The following is a 16,755-nucleotide window of genomic DNA, read 5'->3' on the forward strand; positions in this document are numbered from 1 at the left end:
TCCTGAACAAAAGTGGAAACCAGAGGTTAGACCATCAATCGTTTTTGCGTTTGTATAAAATATGACCTAAGACAATTGTGCGTCATAATTCAATGATAGTGTTTTTCTGCAAGAGCAAACGTCAAATTTGTGTCGGCGCGTATCCGGTTTAAACAGGGAAGCTGCTATGCAAACCGCCAAGCGTTTCGTCAGTCGTCTTACTCGTCAAACCCTGGCCCTGGTGCTGGCTGGCGGCAGGGGCTCACGGCTTCACGACCTCACCAAATGGCGAGCCAAGCCCGCCGTTCCCTTCGGGGGTAAGTTCAGGATTATCGATTTCCCGTTGTCCAACTGCATCAACTCCGGCATTGGCCAGGTAGGCGTCATTACCCAGTACAAATCCCACTCACTGATCCGTCACATTCAGCGCGGCTGGGGATTCCTGCGGGGGGAGCTGGACGAATTTGTGGAACTGTTGCCAGCCCAGCAGCGCATTGAGACCTCCTGGTACGAGGGCACAGCAGACGCCGTACTGCAGAACCTGGACATCATTCGCAGCCACCAGCCGGAGTACGTGTTGATTCTGGCAGGTGACCATGTCTACAAAATGGATTACGGCACCATGCTGGCTGCCCACGTGGAGCAGGAGGCGGATATTACCGTGGGCTGTATTGAGGTGCCCGTCGAAGAAGCTTCGGCGTTCGGGGTGATGTCGGTGGATGAAGATTTACGCATTACCGAATTCGAGGAAAAGCCGGCCCACCCCAAGGCTATGCCGGGTAAACCGGGGACAGCGCTAGTGTCGATGGGTATTTACGTGTTCAGCACGAAAGTTCTGTTTGATGAACTGCTGCGGGATCACAAGATGGACGGTAACTCTTCCCATGATTTCGGCAAGGATATTATTCCCTTGGTGATCAAGCGCCTTCGGGTTACGGCTTTCCCGTTCCGGGATCCAGTCAACAACAAGGTAGCATACTGGCGAGATGTCGGAACCATCGACTCCCTGTGGCAGGCCAACCTGGAACTGATCGGTATCAGCCCGGAACTGAATCTGTACGATTCGGACTGGCCGATCTGGACTTATCAGGAACAGTTACCGCCGGCCAAGTTCGTGTTCGATGATGACAACCGTCGGGGCACGGCCGTCGATTCCATGGTGGCCGGCGGCTGCATCGTTTCTGGCGCTCACGTTCGCCACTCGCTGTTGTTCTCCCAGGTACGGGTGCATTCCTTCAGTGAGGTGGAGGACGCTGTAATCTTCCCGGACGTGGACATTGGACGCGATTGCCACATTCGCAAAGCGGTGATTGACCGCGGCTGTCGGATTCCGGAGGGCACCCGGGTTGGCTTTGATCGGACAGCAGACGAAAAACGCTTCCACGTGTCGTCTAAAGGTGTTGTGCTGATCACTCCCGAGATGCTCGGGCAGGATTATCCCCATGGCCTCTGACAGCCGCACTCCGGTGGTACTTTGCTGGCATATGCACCAGCCGGATTATCAGGATCACAGCAATGGGCAATTCCTGTTCCCCTGGGTCTATCTGCACTGCATCAAGGATTACGTGGACATGGCTGCGCACCTGGAAGCCCACCCGGATGCCCGTGCGGTGGTGAACTTCGCGCCGGTGCTACTGGAACAGATTGAGACCTATCTGTACCACATTGAGCGATGGCGCCATGGAGGGCAAACCATCGGCGATCCTCTGCTTGCGGCTCTGGTTGATCCGTCGCTGCCGGAACCCGGCTCACCGGCATTTCTGGATTTGATGGAAAAGTGCCTGAGGGCGAACGCCGAGCGGATTATCAAGCGTTTTCCCGCCTATGCCCGGTTGGCGGAAGTGGCCGAACTATACCGAACCCGGCCCGACATTCAGCGCTATCTTTCTACACAGTTTCTTGCCGATCTGCTGGTGTGGTACCACCTGGGCTGGATGGCGGAAACCGCGCGCCGCAAACATGGAGTGGTACAAAGCCTGCAGGAAAAGGCCCATCAGTTCACACTGGACGATCGCACGGCATTGCTGGACGTGATTGCAGAATTGATGGCCAGCATAGGTCCGCGCTACCGCCACCTGGCGCATACCGGCCAGGTGGAACTGGCCATGAGCCCCTGGGCCCATCCCATCGTGCCCCTGTTGCTGGATTTCAGTGCCGCCCGAGAAGCGATGCCAGACATTGCGCTTCCGGAACATGACTACTATCCAGGAGGGAAAGAGCGGGCCATCTGGCATCTGGCCGAGGGCAGGCGAGCCTTCAAGCGCTTCTTTGGCACCGAACCAGCGGGTTGTTGGGCCTCTGAAGGTGGGTTGAGCCAGGCCACGCTGCTGTTGCTTGGCGAGCAAGGCTTTCGATGGACCGCTTCCGGTGATTCAGTCATCAATAACAGCATCAACAAGGCCAGGACGAACAAATCCTTGCCTGAAGATGCCAGCATCCATCATCCGTACCGGTTTAACGATGCCAATGTAACCGCTTTTTTTCGTGACGATGGATTATCGGATCTGATTGGTTTTACCTATGCCGACTGGCACGCCAGGGACGCGGTTGGCGACCTGGTGCATCACATGGAAAACATCGCCAGAGAAGACAAGAAACCGGTGATCTCAGTGATTCTGGACGGCGAGAATGCCTGGGAGTACTACCCGGAGAACGGCTTCCATTTTCTTGACGAGCTGTACCGTGTGCTTGAGAAACACCCGAAACTGCGACTGACCACTTATTCGACCCTTCAGGAAGAGCATTACACAGAGCCTGTGCAACTCCCGGAACTGGTGGCTGGAAGCTGGATTTATGGAACCTTTTCCACCTGGATAGGCGATCCCGACAAAAACCGGGCCTGGGACCTGCTGTGCGAGGCCAAGCAGCATTTTGACCGGGCGCTGGATAATGGCTCCCTCAACACGGACCAGAAGCAGGCGGCCTCACATCAGCTCGGATTGTGTGAGGGCTCGGACTGGTTCTGGTGGTTTGGCGATTACAACCCGGCAGCGGTGGTTCGGGATTTCGAGCAGCTGTATCGCCGGCACCTGGCCAACCTGTATGAGCGTATTGGCTACCCGGCGCCGTCCAGCCTGTTCCAGCCCCTGAGCCAGGGTGGAGGGGAGCCCGCCAAGGGCGGTGCCATGCGGCCGGGGCATGAGGCCGATTCATGACTGTAGAAATGCCATCCAATCCGGTTCTGGCAAGGCGGCGTGCCGGTGTGCTGTTGCACCCGACCGCATTACCTGGCGTTTCCGGCAAGCTGGGCGCCGCTGCCCGGCAGTTTGTGGATGTTCTGGCCGAGGCAGGCATCACGGTGTGGCAGACACTGCCATTGGGGCCCACTCATGCAGACCTTTCGCCGTACCAGTCGCTCTCGGCCCATGCCGGGAACCCCGTTCTGATCGACCTTGAGGAACTGGTGGCGCCCGGTCTTCTCGACAGCCAGGAACTTACCGCCTTTACCCGTACCGAAGCCCTGGAACATGCCAGCCAGCGATTCCATGCCGGTTGCTATCGTGAGTCAGAAGCCCTCAACGCACAGGCTTACCAGAATTTTCTGGAGCTTCATCAGTGGCTGGATGATTTTGCGCTGTTCATGACAGCCAGAGAGGCGTTTCCAGGTGTGAACTGGCTGGACTGGCCGGAAGACCTGCGCGATCACAAGCCGACAGCCCTGGAAGCCCTGAGAGAGTCCCACCAAAGTACATTGCAACGGGTGTGCCTGGAGCAGTACCTGTTTTTCATACAATGGACAGCGGTGCGTCATTACGCGGCCGAACGGGGCATCTGGCTATTTGGCGACATCCCCATTTTCGTCGCTCACGACAGCGCTGATGTCTGGGCCGCACCCCACCTGTACAAGCTTGATGGTGAAGGTAAGCCCAGAGTGGTTGCCGGGGTGCCCCCGGACTATTTCTCCCCCGAGGGTCAGCACTGGGGAAACCCGCTATTCGACTGGCAGCGAATGGCGGAGGACCGATACCACTGGTGGGTGCAGCGCCTGGCCAGCCAGCAGGAACGGTTCGATCTCCTTAGAATTGACCATTTCCGGGGGCTGCAGGCTTACTGGGAGATTCCGGCGGAGAATTCGCGCCCGGTCGATGGCTGCTGGGTGCCGGGCCCGGCCGATGATTTTCTGGAAACCTGCTTCCGGGAGTTACCCCGTTTGCCACTGGTTGCCGAGAACCTCGGCATCATCGGGGAAGATGTGGAAGCCCTTCGACACCGTTTCCGGCTACCGGGTATGACCGTCATACAATTCGGTTTTGATGGCAGCGCCGCCAACCCCCATCTATTGCATAACCACAAGGAATGGGATCTGGTCTATACCGGCACCCACGACAATGACACCACACTGGGCTGGTACCAGAGCCTGGATGAGCGAACCCGGGAGCATGTTAACCGGTATCTGAGAATTAACGGCCCGGATATGCCATGGCCCGTGATACAGGCTGCGATGGGCTCGGTATCACGACTGGTTATTGTGCCGATTCAGGATCTGCTGGCCCTGGGTTCGGAGGCCAGGTTCAATACACCCGGCACCACTCAGGGCAACTGGGTCTGGACCTTGCCGGAAAATTACCGATCGAAGATCGACTTACCTGGGCTGAGAACTATTGTGAATCTGTACGGTCGATAGCCGAGTTGTCACCTCTTGATCAGAATCAAGATGATCACTATTTGATCAGTTGTAAAGTGAGGGAGTACTGATATCCATTCGGCAAGCTCACAGGAGGAAGCGGCATGGAGCATCGGCTGAGCCAACGAGTAGAAGGCGGGTTGCCCATTCTCGTTTATAAACGCGGCATGCCAGTAGCGACAGGCATGATCCGGGACGCATCCAGGCGTGGCCTTTTCATCGCCACTGATTATTCGGATGTGCGGCTTAACCAGACCATTGAACTTGCGTTCCGGTTTCCGGAGCGCTCCCAGAAGGGCCACTGCACCCTCAGCGCCCATGTTGTGCGGACCGATGATGGCGGTCTGGGTGTGGACTTTGAGGGTGTTGAGAATGACGGGCCTACCATTGCTGAACTGATTGCGTACTTGCAGGAACAGGCGTCGACTGACTTCCTGGCGGGGAGATTTCGCGAACATATGCACTGATCACAAGTGAATAAAACGGACTTTGGAAAGGAAAACTGTCATGGCACGACTTGAAGGAAAAGTGGCTGCAGTAACCGGCGGCGCACTGGGCATTGGCAAAGCGGCGGTTGAACGGATGGCAGAAGAGGGCGCCGCAGTCGGCATTCTTGATTGCCTGGATAGCGAAGGCGAGGCCCTCGCCAAATTTCTCAGCGACAAAGGCTACAAGGTTGGTTACTGGCATTGCGATGTGACCAATGAACAACAGGTAAAATCCGCTCTTGATGGCGTGGCGGGGCACTTCGGATCGCTGAACGTTGTGGTTAGCAATGCCGGTATTTCCGGCGCCAACAAACCGACCCACGAAGTGACCGAAGAAGAATGGGACAAGGTGCAGGCCGTCAACGTAAAAGGGGTGTTCTTCTGCACCAAGCACGCCATTCCCCATATGAAAAAGGCCGGTGGTGGGAGCATCATTAATCTGTCATCCATTTACGGGCTGGTCGGTGCGCCGGATGCGCCGCCGTACCACGCATCCAAGGGGGCGATCCGGTTGATGACCAAGACCGATGCGATGATTTACGCCCCGGACAACATACGGGTAAATTCCGTCCATCCCGGCTTTATCTGGACCCCGATGGTTGAGAACCATTTGAAAACCACCGGCCAGGATCTTGAAGCCGCCAAACAGGCGACCGCCGCACTGCATCCCCTTGGCCATATGGGCGAACCGGACGACATTGCCTGGGGCATCGTCTTTCTCGCATCCGATGAATCCAAATTCATGACCGGGAGCGAACTGGTTATCGACGGCGGTTATACCGCACATTGACGGCTGACGCCCCATGACTCTGGCCGCGTATACCATGAGGGCCCTGCCAGCACAGCTGTCAGGGCTGATGGCCATTGCACTGGATTTGCAGTGGAGCTGGCACCATGGATGTGATCAGTTGTGGCGACAGCTGGATGAAGAAATCTGGGAGGCAACGCATAATGCCTGGCTGGTGTTGAACAGCGCCTCGGCAGAACGGCTGCAACAACTGGCCGAAGACCCGGAATTTCTGACCCAATATCAGCAGCAGCTGAACCGCCATGAGGCATTCAACCAGTGCCCGACCTGGTATTCCAAAAATTGCAGTAACCAGCTGGCCGGTGGCGTCGCCTGGTTTTGCATGGAGTACGGGGTGTCGGAATCCCTGCCGCTATACAGCGGTGGCCTGGGCGTGCTGGCCGGAGACTTTCTCAAGGCTTCCAGCGATCTCGGCGTGCCGGTCACCGCCGTGGGCTTGCTTTATCAACAGGGATACTTTCGCCAGGCCCTGAACGCCGAGGGCGAACAGCTGGAATTTCACCCCTATAACGACCCAACCATGCTGCCGGTTACCCCGTTACGGGACAACGCTGGAGAATGGGCGAGGGTAAACGTGCCGTTTCCCGGCCGCACGGTTCGCCTGAGAGCCTGGAAAGGCCAGGTGGGGCGCTGTGAATTGTTGCTGCTCGACAGCAACGACCCCCGTAATGAGCCCGGAGACCGGGGTATCACCAGTGAACTCTACAGCGGCGACCCGGAAAAACGCCTGCAACAGGAAATGGTGTTGGGGATCGGTGGCTGGCGCCTGCTGGAACTGTTGGGGCGCGAACCTGCTCTGTGCCATATCAACGAAGGCCACAGTGCGTTGGCGCTGGTTGAGCGTGCCGTACACTGGCAACACCAGAATCAGACCAGCTTTGAGGTGGCGCGACTGGCAACCCGGGCTACCAACCTGTTCACCACCCACACTTCTGTAGCTGCCGGCTTTGACCGGTTCCCGGCCAAACTCGCCCGGCTGTATCTGGAACCCTGGCTGCAGGAAATTGGCCACTCTCTGGAGACAATATTGAGCGTTGCCAATGGTGGCGAATGCGATCTGAACATGTCTGGCCTTGCGTTGGGCATGAGCGGGCGTTTCAACGGGGTCAGCCAGATTCACAAACAGGTTACCCAATCCATTTTTCAGCCCTGGTTCGGGCGCTGGCCGGCCGCTGATGTGCCGGCAGAATACGTGACCAACGGCGTGCATACCCCCAGTTGGGACTCCCCGGAGGCGGACGAATTATGGACGTCGGCCTGTGGCCAGGACCGGTGGCGACAGCCCATGACGGACCTGTGCCCACTGCGAGATACCAGGGACCACGATCTCTGGCAGATGCGTAGAAACCAGCGGCATCGGCTGGTTTATTACCTGCGAGAGCGACTGCAGAGCCAGCACTGCGAACACAACTACGGCAACAGCCGGGAAGCGGCCTGTGGCTTACTTCTGGATACAGAATCCCTGACCCTGGGCTTTGCCCGCCGCTTTACGGATTACAAACGCCCGGACTTGCTGCTGGCAGATCCGGAACGACTGATTCGACTCCTCAGCAACCGGGACCGGCCGCTGCAGATTGTATTGGCGGGCAAGGCCCACCCCCACGACAGCGAAGGCAAGGCCATCATCAAGCGTTGGAAGCAATTCACCCGGTTGCCAGAGGTGGAAGGGCGCGTGGTGTTCATTGAAGACTACGATATGGCCGTTGCCAGTGAACTTATTCAGGGCGTGGATGTGTGGCTGAATTGCCCGAGACACCCCTGGGAGGCCTGCGGTACCAGTGGCATGAAGGTGCTGGTTAATGGTGGCTTGAACCTTTCGCAGTACGATGGCTGGTGGGCCGAAGCCTGGCAGCCGGAGCTGGGGTGGGCCATTCGGCCGGGCGCCACCTTTGAGGAATTGAGCCAGACGGATAAACACGACGAGGCTGATGCTGAAGAACTTTATCAGTTGCTGGAAGAGCAAGTGGTACCCGAATTCTATCAACGCAATGAACAGGGATTACCGGCTAACTGGCTGGCCAGAATCCGAGCCAGCATGAACGAATTAACGGCACAATACTCAGCCAACCGCATGGTGCGGGAGTATGTCACGGAATTCTATCTGCCCATGGTAGCGCAGGGCGCTGAGCGCACCGCGGAAGGGGCCGGCAAACTTGTTTCAGTGAAGGAAACCATAGCCCGACACTGGCCTCGCCTGAGATTTGGTGCAATGGACGCCCGGGAGGAAGGGCAAGAGCTGCGTGTTGATCTGGATGTGTATCTGGATGGCCTGAGCCCGGAACTGGTGGCCGTGGAACTGGTGGCAGAGGCCTCAACCTTCGGCCCGCGCCTGGTGCAGCCTATGGCACTTACCGGGCCGCTACCGGAAGCCGAACAGACTTACCGTTACTACTGCTCCGTGCCAGCACGCCCCCGTGAACACTACACACCTCGCATCCGCAGTCACGAGCCAAGCCTGAATCTGCCCTTGGAAGACGCTCACATTCTCTGGTTGCGCTGATCAGCCACGCCAGAAGCCCGGTGAGAGCACAATCACCACGCTCAGGATTTCCAGTCGACCCATCAACATGCCTACGGACAGAATCCACTTGGCGGCATCGGGCAATGGGCCGAAGTTTCCGGCAGGACCAATAATATCGCCGAGCCCCGGTCCGACGTTGGTCAACGCCGTCAGAGCACCTGATAGTGAGGTGACAAAGTCCAATTGGAGCGAAGCCAACAGAACAGTAATGACCAGCAGAGACAAAAGGAAAATGAAGGTGTAGGCAATCATTGACGAGATGATTTCGTCGCTGACGGCACGGCCGTTGTAATTACGGGTGAAAACAGCCCGAGGGTGCAACAGCCGCATCAACTGCTCGCGCAGGATAATCAACGAAAGCTGGAATCGGAAAATCTTCATGCCTCCCGCTGTGGAACCCGAACAGCCACCCACAAACATCAAAAAGAAAAACACCACAAAGGCCAGTGGGCCCCAGGCGGAATAGTCTTCAGATGCATAACCTGAGGTACTCACAACCGACGTAACGTTGAACAGGGTGGCAGCATAATTGTGGAGCGGATCGAACGGAACCGGCGATACCCACCAACGATACAAGGTCAGCAATGCGGGAACGAAAAGGAGCAGTGCCAGAAACAGTCGTACCTGTTGATCCCGAAACAGAACCCCGCGCTGGCCGTGCATCTCTCTGACAAAAAGAAAGAAGGGAAGACTGCCAAGAATCATGAACAGAGAGGCTTCCATCAATATAAGATCGCTGAACTTGCCCATCGACTGATCTGACGTTGAGAAGCCCCCGGTAGCGATACTGGTCAACCCGTGATTAAAGGCATCGAATAACGACATACCGGATAGCCAATAGGTCACGACCGCCGTAACGGAAAACACTAAATAAACGAAGAGCAGGCCACGGCTCAAGGTTTTCATCCTTGGGAGGGCTTTGTCAGTCCATTCAGACGATTCCGTGGCGAACAGTCTCATCCCGCCCACTCGCAGGAAAGGCAGTACGGCAACGAACATGCCGATAATCCCGATACCGCCCAGCCACTGAAGGATCGAGCGCCAGAGCAGCAGATCCTTGTCCATCGTGTCCAGGCCGGTGAACACCGTAGCCCCCGTGGTGGTGATACCGGAAGTGCCCTCAAAAAACGCATCTGCCGCCGAGATGTCGTTATCGCTCAGGTAAAAGGGAAGGGCAGATAGAAGGGCGATGACAAACCAGCTGGAGACCGTGAGCACGAACATATAGCGCGGTTTCAGTTCGCGGGGTTCACGGTAGGTCAGCAACAGCCCCAGAACACCAAGCACGCAAACAATAGCCGCCGATTCGGCAAACGCGATGGCATTGGGTGCACCGGAAGGGGTGGCAGCCAACAGCAATACCGGTAACGTCATGAAAACACTCAGAAGTATAAACATGACGCTGACAATGAAGACGACAGGGGCTAGGTTTCTCAAGGCACGCTCAAGCCAGCTGACAAAAAGACGGCGTCAGCATACCCGCGGGCTTGCTCAACCGCAAGGAAACAGGCCCCGGACAGAAGTATTAACCCGGAATTAAATCGGCGTAAAAAACGGGTAAATACGGAACCCACCTATGGCGGGAATCGTCGGACTGATGCACGTTTACTGTCAGGCCGTGAAGGCCTGTATGAACAGGGAGAAAGATTATGAAGACCACAAGAAAGGTTCTTGTTGCATCAACTGCCTTCGCCGGGCTGGCCCTGGCGGGGCTTGCTTCTGCCCAGGACATGTATAAATCCGGTGTTGGCGGGCTCTACGCCGGCCTGAATTACACCTTCATGGAAACCGATTTCGATGGCCTGGCAGAAGCCGACACCGGCACCTTGTCTGGCAAGGTCGGCGTGATGGCCACGGACTATTTCGGTGTTGAAGCCCGGGCGGGCTTTGGCGTGGATGATGACCGAATCGGCGGTGTTGACGTAAAAATCGATAACTTCTTCGGTGGCTACGGCACGGTGAACGTGGTTAATGAGAGCCCGGTAACACCCTACGCTGTTTTCGGCTTCACGCGCATTGAGGCCGAAGCTGGCTCAGTGGAAGACGACGATTCGGATTTCTCGTACGGTGCCGGCGTGAACGTGAAGTTTGCCCAGAACCTCTCAGGCAACCTCGAATACATGCGCTATTACGATGACGATGACATTACCGTAGACGGCATCGGCCTGGGTGTTCAGGTTAACTTCTGACAGTAAGATAGCCACAGCCTGCGGCGTGGAACCTCGCAGGCTTTTTCGACTTTAGCCGTTCATCACAGAGCCAAGCAGAATGACCCCGGCATAACCCACCGTATACGCGGCCAGAAGGTGTAACGCGTACTTTAGATAAGCCGCGAAGGTGAGCCCGTCGATTTTGCTCATGGCTACAATTCCCGCCGCAGAGCCGATTACCAACAACGAACCGCCCACACCAACGGCATAGGTTAACCCCATCCACTCCGCCGGGCTCATATTGATGCCGGATTTTAGAAGCGCAGCCGTTAAAGGCACGTTGTCGATGACTGCGGAGAAGATGCCCATCAGATAGTTGGCGTATACCGGCGGCATCACATTATAAATTGCCACCAACGAATCCAGAGCATGAATCTCCTTGAGCATGCCCACCAGCAGCAGGATACCCAGGAAGAACAGCAGGGTTTCAAACTCGATAACCCGAATGTATTCGAGAATCGGGTCCAGATCCGAATCGTCGCTCATGAAGCGAGACACCAGGAACATGATGGAAAGCCCGAAAAGGAAGGTAAGCACCGGTGGAATGCTGAACAGCGCGTTGCCGGTGATGGTGGCAATGATTGTGACCAGAAAGAGGCCTGCGATCACCGCGTCCACGGTTCGGACTTCGTTGGAACTGGCTTTCAGAGTAACAGTGCCGGACAAACCGCCTGAAAGAAGCACGGCCAGCAGAAATACCGTGATTGAAGCGGGGATGGCGAGTGTCAGCAGCGTCAGGATTTCTACCTTGTCTGCCAGGAAGATCATCAACGTGGTGACATCCCCGGTGATTAGTGAAACACCGCCGGAGTTGACCGCAAACACAACTAAAACAATGAACTGCAGCCGCTTCTTCAGCTCCAGGTTTAAGGACAGAATCAGAGAGCAGGAAACCAGCGTTGCCGTGATATTGTCCGCCAGAGAAGAAAACACGAAGCAGAACAGGCCGGTCAGAAACAGTAAGCGCCGCTCGGTGACCTGCCGAGGCATGATCAGATAGATCATGTTCTCAATCATGCCTTTCTTGTTCAGATAGGCCACAAACGTCATCGCCGCTACCAGAAATAGCCATAACCCGGCGATCTCGGCAATGCTCTCCGACAGACCAGTGGAAACCGCCGCGGTTTCGTCGGCACCGGAACTGAACAGAAACAGTAGAACCCAACTGAGCGTGCCAAAGAACAGCGTGGTTTTCGCCTTGTTGACGTGAATGACCTCTTCAAAGATGACGCCGAGCAGCGCCAGGACGGCAACAGCAATCAGAACAGCTTCAAGAATCGGCATTGTGGAATCCTGAACCCCGGGGAAGATTAGGCAGCGATTCTAAACCCATTAGCGGGAGCCTCCAAGGTTAGTAAACTACGGAACACTGCCTATACTTGAATCTGACGTACATCAAAAGGGCATTCGCTCTTTCTGTTATTGATGGAAAAGTCACAACGGGGAGAGAAAGTCATGAAACATAGTTTGAGAACGCTGGTCTGTGCCAGCCTGATTTCGCTGCCACTCGCCACCTTTGCCCAGGGCGGGCCCGGACAGGGGAGCCAGGCTGGAATGATGAACCAGGAACGGATTCAACAAATGCAGCAGAACATGGATCGAATGAACCAGACCATGCAGCAAATGCAGAATGCAACGACCAAAGAAGAACGCCAGCGCCTGCGCCAGGAACATATGGAGCACATGCAGGAACACCTGCAGATTATGCGAGAGTCCGGAATGGGGCCTAGCATGATGGGTCAGGGCATGGGAATGAACGGCCAGGATCCTGGCATGGGTAACCGAAACCCAGGGCAGGGCCAGATGAAGAATCAGGGGCCTGGCAACAGCGGACAGGGAATGCGGCAAGGCAACCCGGCCATGAGCGAAGATCAGCGACTGCAACGCATGGAACAGCGCATGGACCAGATGCAGTTGATGATGGAGCAGATGCTTCAGATTCAGCGCCAGGGAAACCAGTAACGCCAAAAACGACTTAAACCGTGCCTTAAGCGGCCGAAGCGAGATTAAGTTTACTGCTGGCGCGCATCCAGAGCACAGAAAGTGCAAAGCAGGCCGTCAGCCTGTTTTGCATCTGCTCCCAAGTAAAAATCAGTGGCCTTGCGCTCCAGCGGCGCCATGCACTCCCTCTATGAAGTGAATGTAATTGACGTAGTCAGCGACGAAGGCACGCCCCATATCAACGCTTTGATCAACCATGGCCCTTGCACGCTGAGCCTCATGATAACGCTCACGAATGCCATCCTCGATCTTGCGGGTTATATTTCCCACGAGGCGGTCAATTTGCCCGTTTTCCAACGCCGCATCCGCCGCCATTAAACCCGGATCGATCTGGCCGGAAGGCTTGATGCCGGTAAAGGGTGCGCCTTCGGATGCACGATGAACCTCAACGAGCGTCGAGAACAAATGCTGATCGGCAATGTGTTTCGCAGTTTCGCTTTGCCCGCGGACTTGTCGCACATCGGCGAATACCCTTTTGATTTCTGCCTCATCCTTTGCCGGCACCCATTTGAGCAAGGGTTTAACATTGCCTGACTCCAGCGCCGCACGGGCTTCGGTAATCACCGGACCGTCCAGAGCATCACAATGAGCTTGGGCGCTACCGGCAAATATCAGGCTTAAGATTGCTGCGGCCACTGCAGAAACAGCGGTTTTGCTTAATTTGGTTTTCATACATAACCTCCTCATATTGCGTTGAGCTTCACGAGCACCGGGTTTGGTGACGCTTGGCAACCAGAGTACGGAAGGCAGGCCAAAGAATCGTTCGCAAGTACGAAACCGAACCGATTCCATGGTTTAGAAATAAAAATAAACGATTCAGTTAGTTAGAGGTTTCAGTATCGGGTGGGAGCGTACTCGAACGTCTGATTGCCAGGTTCAGGATTGAGGCTCGGGGCGAATATCGCCCTGCAGGGCTCGTCGGCGATATTCACTGGGGGTAAATCCTGTCTCTTTCTTGAAAGCAGTATTGAATACGGACTTCGAGTTGAAACCAGATTCATACATAATCTGCAGAATATTTTCCTGATTGGCTGCATCGGCCAGTCGCGATTTCGCCTCGTCGATGCGATAGCGACTGACGAACTCAAAGAAATTGCAGCCAAAGCCTTGGTTAATGGCTCGTGAAACCTCTCTTGAAGGGGCGTCCAATTTCCGTGAAAGTTGTTCCAGAGTGAGGTTGGGGTGCAAGTGAGGCTTTTCCTGGTGCACTAACTGTTCGAGCCTGACCTTTAATGCGTGATCAAACTGCGGTGCGGGCTCTTCTTCCAGCAAGGCGGCCTGGTCTGCTGCCAATCCAGAGAAAACAACGGGTTGGCGAAGAGAATTTATCATCAGAAAATTGATGAAAATGAAGCCCGTTACAGCGCCAGCGCCGGCCACCCACTCGGTTCCGGGCGCGCTTCTGAACACATGCGCCGTAAGGCAGTACAACATGCTGACGGTCCAGGCCACTGCATAGCCGATCAGAAGCGCCCGTAACCAGGCAAGTTGTTTGTTTTCAATACTCGAGAAAATCTGTCGAATACCAAGGCCGAAACGGTTGATCGCTCGAATCGTCGTGCACAGGTAGCCCAGAAAGACCGCGTGAATAGCGACTGCAAGAAGGGGAGAGGTAAGTACGCCCGGGTGGTCCCGTTCAAGCAGAATCTGAATTTTGGTCTCGCTCGGCTGCAAATAATACTCAACCAGAAAAATTGCGCCGACAACCCAGAATAGCAACGTGTGCATGAGATGCTTCCCGCGTAACCGGAAGTTCTGATACATCAGCGATTGCGCATATAGATAGAGCGTGCCTGCTTGCAGAAGCCCGATGAGTGTCCCGAGGTAGGCGAAGTTTGGGTGCTGGAACGCAAGCCCGCTGCCATAGAGGAAGATCTCTCCCAACCCGGCGGCAAAGAATACAAGGGTGGCAACCAGGAGTCGGTTAGATATCAGCCCTATGTTGGATGGAAGTAGGAGAAAAACAGCAAGAGCCAGCGATTGAATGATGCTCGTCAGCAGCACAATGTCGGTGAGTGTCAGATACATGCCAGATTCAGCTCCGCTTCAAAACCATCCTGCCGTCCTGTTGCCGGCGATCTGAGATGCAAGGTCATGCCGGCACCTTCAGCAATCGCATCGGCAATTGCGAGGCCCAGGCCAGAACCTGCTGCCTCTGTTTTGGCCCTTGCAAACCGGTTTCTTAAAAGAGCGAGCTGTTCAGGTGGCACCCTTTCACCACCATTGGAGATTCTTAGAACGCCACTATCGTTCAGGTTGATCTCCACCGGCTCGCTACGGGAGCCATGCTTATGCGCATTCTCGATCAGGTTACGCACCAGGATGGCGAAGGCGTCCGGATCAAGAAAGGAGTTCACGTCGTTCTCCGGCAGCGATAAAACAAATCGCCCGGGCGCATGGGCCTCAAAATCCCGGACTATCATCGCGAGGATGGGGGCAAGATCCTTCTGGCTTTGTGAAAGTGCACCGCCGCCTTCGGCTTTTGCCAATTCGAGCAGTTTTCCGGACAGCACTGACAGACTGCGTAACGCTTCTTCAATTTCCGCAATATCGTTCTTCAGGTGATCATAGGGCACTCTGGTTTTAAGCCGCTGCACTTTAGCCAGTGCTGTTGCGAGAGGTGTCCGCAGTTCATGGGCACTGTTGGCCGTAAAGCTCCGTTCCGATTCAAGCGCACGGTGTAATCGCTCAAGCAGCCGGTTGACGGCAACAGCGATTGGTTCAAATTCATTGGGTAGCTGGCCCTCTGCAACAGGGGTAAGGTCTCCTGCACCTCGGGATTCAATGTCTTGCTGAAAATCGACCACCTTGCGAAGGGAAAGCCGGACAATCCACCAGACACTCAACAGGCTGACTGGAATCAGCACCAGTAAAGGCAACAGTAAGGCTAACCCCGCCTCCAGAGCGGATTCACGCCGGTGCGCCAGGGGTTCGGCCACTTCAAGATAGATGGTATTGCTGACTGCAGATACGCCGTATAGCCGGTGGGTCAGCGTATCTGAAAACCCTTCCGCGGGGGTTCTGCTAAACACGCCAGAGTCTGCATCGTGGGACTGGAGCAGAATATTTCCGTATTCATCCCGTACCAGATAAGTCAGATATTCGTCATGGTCTTTCAGGGCCGGGGCCTTTTGATTGCCCGCTCCGTTCTCCCGGTTCAGGATGTCGGTGACCGCCAGTGGCAGTATTCTCTGGGCGGTTTCTTCCAGGGCACTGTCGAAGACCTCGTTCATTTCGTGCTGCGCCACCAGTCCCGAAGCGGTCACGCCCAGCAGCCAGAGGAGGGTGACGCCGAGCGTCAGGCCGATACCGAGTGTTTTTTGCAGACTGGTTCTAGTGGCCATGTGTTTCCAGGCGATAGCCCATTCCCCTGACGGTTACGATGGCGTCCCGCCCCAGCTTTTTACGCAGACGGCTGACATAAACTTCGATGGTGTTACTTTCGATTTCGGCCCCAAAGGCGTAAAGACGATCCTCCAGTTGCGATCGCGATAACAGCATTCCTGGTCGCTGGATAAAGCCCTCAAACAAGGCCCACTCCCGTGCCGTCAGTTCTACCGGCAAGCCGTTGCGACTGATGCGATGATCACCAAGATCAATCACCAGTTCGCCCACTTGGATGATCGGGCTTGGATCGCCCCGATACCGGCGAGCCACCGCGGCCACGCGGGCCGACAGCTCCGAAAGATCAAAGGGTTTGACCAGGTAGTCGTCAGCACCGGCATTTAATCCTTCAATCCGGTCAGACACCTGATCCCTGGCCGTAAGAATGATCACCGGTGTTGTTTTTCCGGTAGCCCGGAGTGTTCGCAAAAAGCCCAAGCCATGACCGTCGGGGAGCATCAGGTCCAGCAGAATCAAGTCGTAGGGTGTGGTCCTGACACTCGCCTCGGCAAAGCCCAGCGTTTGCACCCAGTCCACAGCGTGGCCGTCGTCCGCAATCTGATCCCGGACCGCCTCGCCCAATCCCGCCGTATCCTCCACCAAAAGTACCCGCATCGTTCACCTCTGACCCAGCCCTGGAACCAAGATACTACAGCTCAAACCTGACAACAGCCTGAATGGTCAATAACGCTTCGATCTCTCTGCACCGGCCTTCAGCTGGCTGTCAGGTTTGGACGCTA

Annotated in this window: 14 protein-coding genes; 8 read left to right on the forward strand and 6 right to left on the reverse strand. The window is 55.8% G+C overall.

Annotated elements, in window-relative coordinates; genetic code table 11:
• The first annotated feature begins 166 nt into the window (after window positions 1–166).
• The 6 genes from glgC to glgP all read left to right on the forward strand — a co-directional run bounded on the left by glgC (window position 167) and on the right by glgP (window position 8,399).
• The gene (gene glgC / locus ACF8YQ_RS08930; protein ID WP_396623247.1) at window positions 167–1,432 is read left to right on the forward strand and encodes a glucose-1-phosphate adenylyltransferase; all 1,266 of its coding nucleotides are present in this window, start codon (window positions 167–169) and stop codon (window positions 1,430–1,432) included.
• Complete coding sequence (locus ACF8YQ_RS08935; protein ID WP_396623248.1) at window positions 1,422–3,134, forward strand: glycoside hydrolase; 1,713 nt, start codon at window positions 1,422–1,424, stop codon at window positions 3,132–3,134. The genes glgC and ACF8YQ_RS08935 overlap by 11 nt, the downstream gene beginning before the upstream one ends.
• On the forward strand, window positions 3,131–4,603 hold the full coding sequence (malQ, locus tag ACF8YQ_RS08940; RefSeq protein WP_396623249.1) for a 4-alpha-glucanotransferase: 1,473 nt from the start codon (window positions 3,131–3,133) through the stop codon (window positions 4,601–4,603). The genes ACF8YQ_RS08935 and malQ overlap by 4 nt, the downstream gene beginning before the upstream one ends.
• Window positions 4,604–4,707: 104 nt before the next feature.
• Window positions 4,708–5,070: a PilZ domain-containing protein gene (locus ACF8YQ_RS08945; protein ID WP_023010261.1), complete on the forward strand. Its 363-nt coding sequence runs from the start codon at window positions 4,708–4,710 to the stop codon at window positions 5,068–5,070.
• A 40-nt stretch (window positions 5,071–5,110) separates the two neighbouring features.
• Window positions 5,111–5,881, forward strand: coding sequence for an SDR family NAD(P)-dependent oxidoreductase (locus ACF8YQ_RS08950; protein WP_396623250.1), 771 nt, complete (start codon window positions 5,111–5,113; stop codon window positions 5,879–5,881).
• Window positions 5,882–5,894: 13 nt separating this feature from the next.
• Complete coding sequence (glgP, locus tag ACF8YQ_RS08955; protein ID WP_396623251.1) at window positions 5,895–8,399, forward strand: alpha-glucan family phosphorylase; 2,505 nt, start codon at window positions 5,895–5,897, stop codon at window positions 8,397–8,399.
• Here glgP and ACF8YQ_RS08960 read toward each other — a convergent pair whose 3' ends face one another.
• Window positions 8,400–9,818, reverse strand: coding sequence for a TrkH family potassium uptake protein (locus ACF8YQ_RS08960; protein ID WP_228285433.1), 1,419 nt, complete (start codon window positions 9,816–9,818; stop codon window positions 8,400–8,402).
• 251 nt (window positions 9,819–10,069) lie between these two features.
• Here ACF8YQ_RS08960 and ACF8YQ_RS08965 point away from each other — a divergent pair, with 251 nt between their 5' ends.
• Window positions 10,070–10,609: a porin family protein gene (locus ACF8YQ_RS08965; protein WP_121206493.1), complete on the forward strand. Its 540-nt coding sequence runs from the start codon at window positions 10,070–10,072 to the stop codon at window positions 10,607–10,609.
• Between the two features lie 51 nt (window positions 10,610–10,660).
• On the opposite strand, the gene nhaD is transcribed toward ACF8YQ_RS08965, so the two are convergent.
• Window positions 10,661–11,914 carry a sodium:proton antiporter NhaD gene (nhaD, locus tag ACF8YQ_RS08970; protein WP_224848311.1) on the reverse strand — a complete coding sequence of 418 codons (1,254 nt, stop codon included), beginning with the start codon at window positions 11,912–11,914 and terminating at the stop codon, window positions 10,661–10,663.
• A gap of 171 nt (window positions 11,915–12,085) precedes the next feature.
• Between nhaD and ACF8YQ_RS08975 the strand changes: the two genes are divergently transcribed.
• Window positions 12,086–12,592 carry a hypothetical protein gene (locus ACF8YQ_RS08975; protein ID WP_396623252.1) on the forward strand — a complete coding sequence of 169 codons (507 nt, stop codon included), beginning with the start codon at window positions 12,086–12,088 and terminating at the stop codon, window positions 12,590–12,592.
• Between the two features lie 129 nt (window positions 12,593–12,721).
• Here ACF8YQ_RS08975 and ACF8YQ_RS08980 read toward each other — a convergent pair whose 3' ends face one another.
• The 4 genes from ACF8YQ_RS08980 to ACF8YQ_RS08995 form a co-directional block, all read right to left on the reverse strand.
• The gene (locus ACF8YQ_RS08980; RefSeq protein ID WP_396623253.1) at window positions 12,722–13,303 is read right to left on the reverse strand and encodes a DUF6448 family protein; all 582 of its coding nucleotides are present in this window, start codon (window positions 13,301–13,303) and stop codon (window positions 12,722–12,724) included.
• 204 nt (window positions 13,304–13,507) lie between these two features.
• Window positions 13,508–14,659 (reverse strand): AraC family transcriptional regulator, encoded by a 1,152-nt coding sequence (locus ACF8YQ_RS08985; protein ID WP_224848303.1) that lies wholly within the window; start codon window positions 14,657–14,659, stop codon window positions 13,508–13,510.
• The gene (locus ACF8YQ_RS08990) at window positions 14,650–15,975 is read right to left on the reverse strand and encodes a sensor histidine kinase (protein ID WP_396623254.1); all 1,326 of its coding nucleotides are present in this window, start codon (window positions 15,973–15,975) and stop codon (window positions 14,650–14,652) included. The genes ACF8YQ_RS08985 and ACF8YQ_RS08990 overlap by 10 nt, the downstream gene beginning before the upstream one ends.
• Window positions 15,965–16,630 (reverse strand): response regulator, encoded by a 666-nt coding sequence (locus ACF8YQ_RS08995; RefSeq protein WP_396623255.1) that lies wholly within the window; start codon window positions 16,628–16,630, stop codon window positions 15,965–15,967. Before ACF8YQ_RS08995 ends, ACF8YQ_RS08990 begins: the two co-directional genes overlap by 11 nt.
• Window positions 16,631–16,755 lie beyond the last annotated feature (125 nt).

The organism is Marinobacter sp. W-8, from assembly GCF_044342215.1.
In the GTDB taxonomy this organism is placed as follows: Bacteria; Pseudomonadota; Gammaproteobacteria; order Pseudomonadales; family Oleiphilaceae; genus Marinobacter; species Marinobacter nauticus.

Coding starts and splice junctions, on each gene's coding strand:
- ACF8YQ_RS08965 (WP_121206493.1), top strand. CDS start 10,070: ATGAAGACCACAAGAAAGGTTCTTGTTGCATCAACTGCCTTCGCCGGG.
- ACF8YQ_RS08985 (WP_224848303.1), bottom strand. CDS start 14,659: ATGTATCTGACACTCACCGACATTGTGCTGCTGACGAGCATCATTCAA.
- ACF8YQ_RS08945 (WP_023010261.1), top strand. CDS start 4,708: ATGGAGCATCGGCTGAGCCAACGAGTAGAAGGCGGGTTGCCCATTCTC.
- malQ (WP_396623249.1), top strand. CDS start 3,131: ATGACTGTAGAAATGCCATCCAATCCGGTTCTGGCAAGGCGGCGTGCC.
- glgP (WP_396623251.1), top strand. CDS start 5,895: ATGACTCTGGCCGCGTATACCATGAGGGCCCTGCCAGCACAGCTGTCA.
- ACF8YQ_RS08960 (WP_228285433.1), bottom strand. CDS start 9,818: ATGTTTATACTTCTGAGTGTTTTCATGACGTTACCGGTATTGCTGTTG.
- ACF8YQ_RS08935 (WP_396623248.1), top strand. CDS start 1,422: ATGGCCTCTGACAGCCGCACTCCGGTGGTACTTTGCTGGCATATGCAC.
- ACF8YQ_RS08980 (WP_396623253.1), bottom strand. CDS start 13,303: ATGAAAACCAAATTAAGCAAAACCGCTGTTTCTGCAGTGGCCGCAGCA.
- ACF8YQ_RS08950 (WP_396623250.1), top strand. CDS start 5,111: ATGGCACGACTTGAAGGAAAAGTGGCTGCAGTAACCGGCGGCGCACTG.
- ACF8YQ_RS08995 (WP_396623255.1), bottom strand. CDS start 16,630: ATGCGGGTACTTTTGGTGGAGGATACGGCGGGATTGGGCGAGGCGGTC.
- nhaD (WP_224848311.1), bottom strand. CDS start 11,914: ATGCCGATTCTTGAAGCTGTTCTGATTGCTGTTGCCGTCCTGGCGCTG.
- ACF8YQ_RS08990 (WP_396623254.1), bottom strand. CDS start 15,975: ATGGCCACTAGAACCAGTCTGCAAAAAACACTCGGTATCGGCCTGACG.
- glgC (WP_396623247.1), top strand. CDS start 167: ATGCAAACCGCCAAGCGTTTCGTCAGTCGTCTTACTCGTCAAACCCTG.
- ACF8YQ_RS08975 (WP_396623252.1), top strand. CDS start 12,086: ATGAAACATAGTTTGAGAACGCTGGTCTGTGCCAGCCTGATTTCGCTG.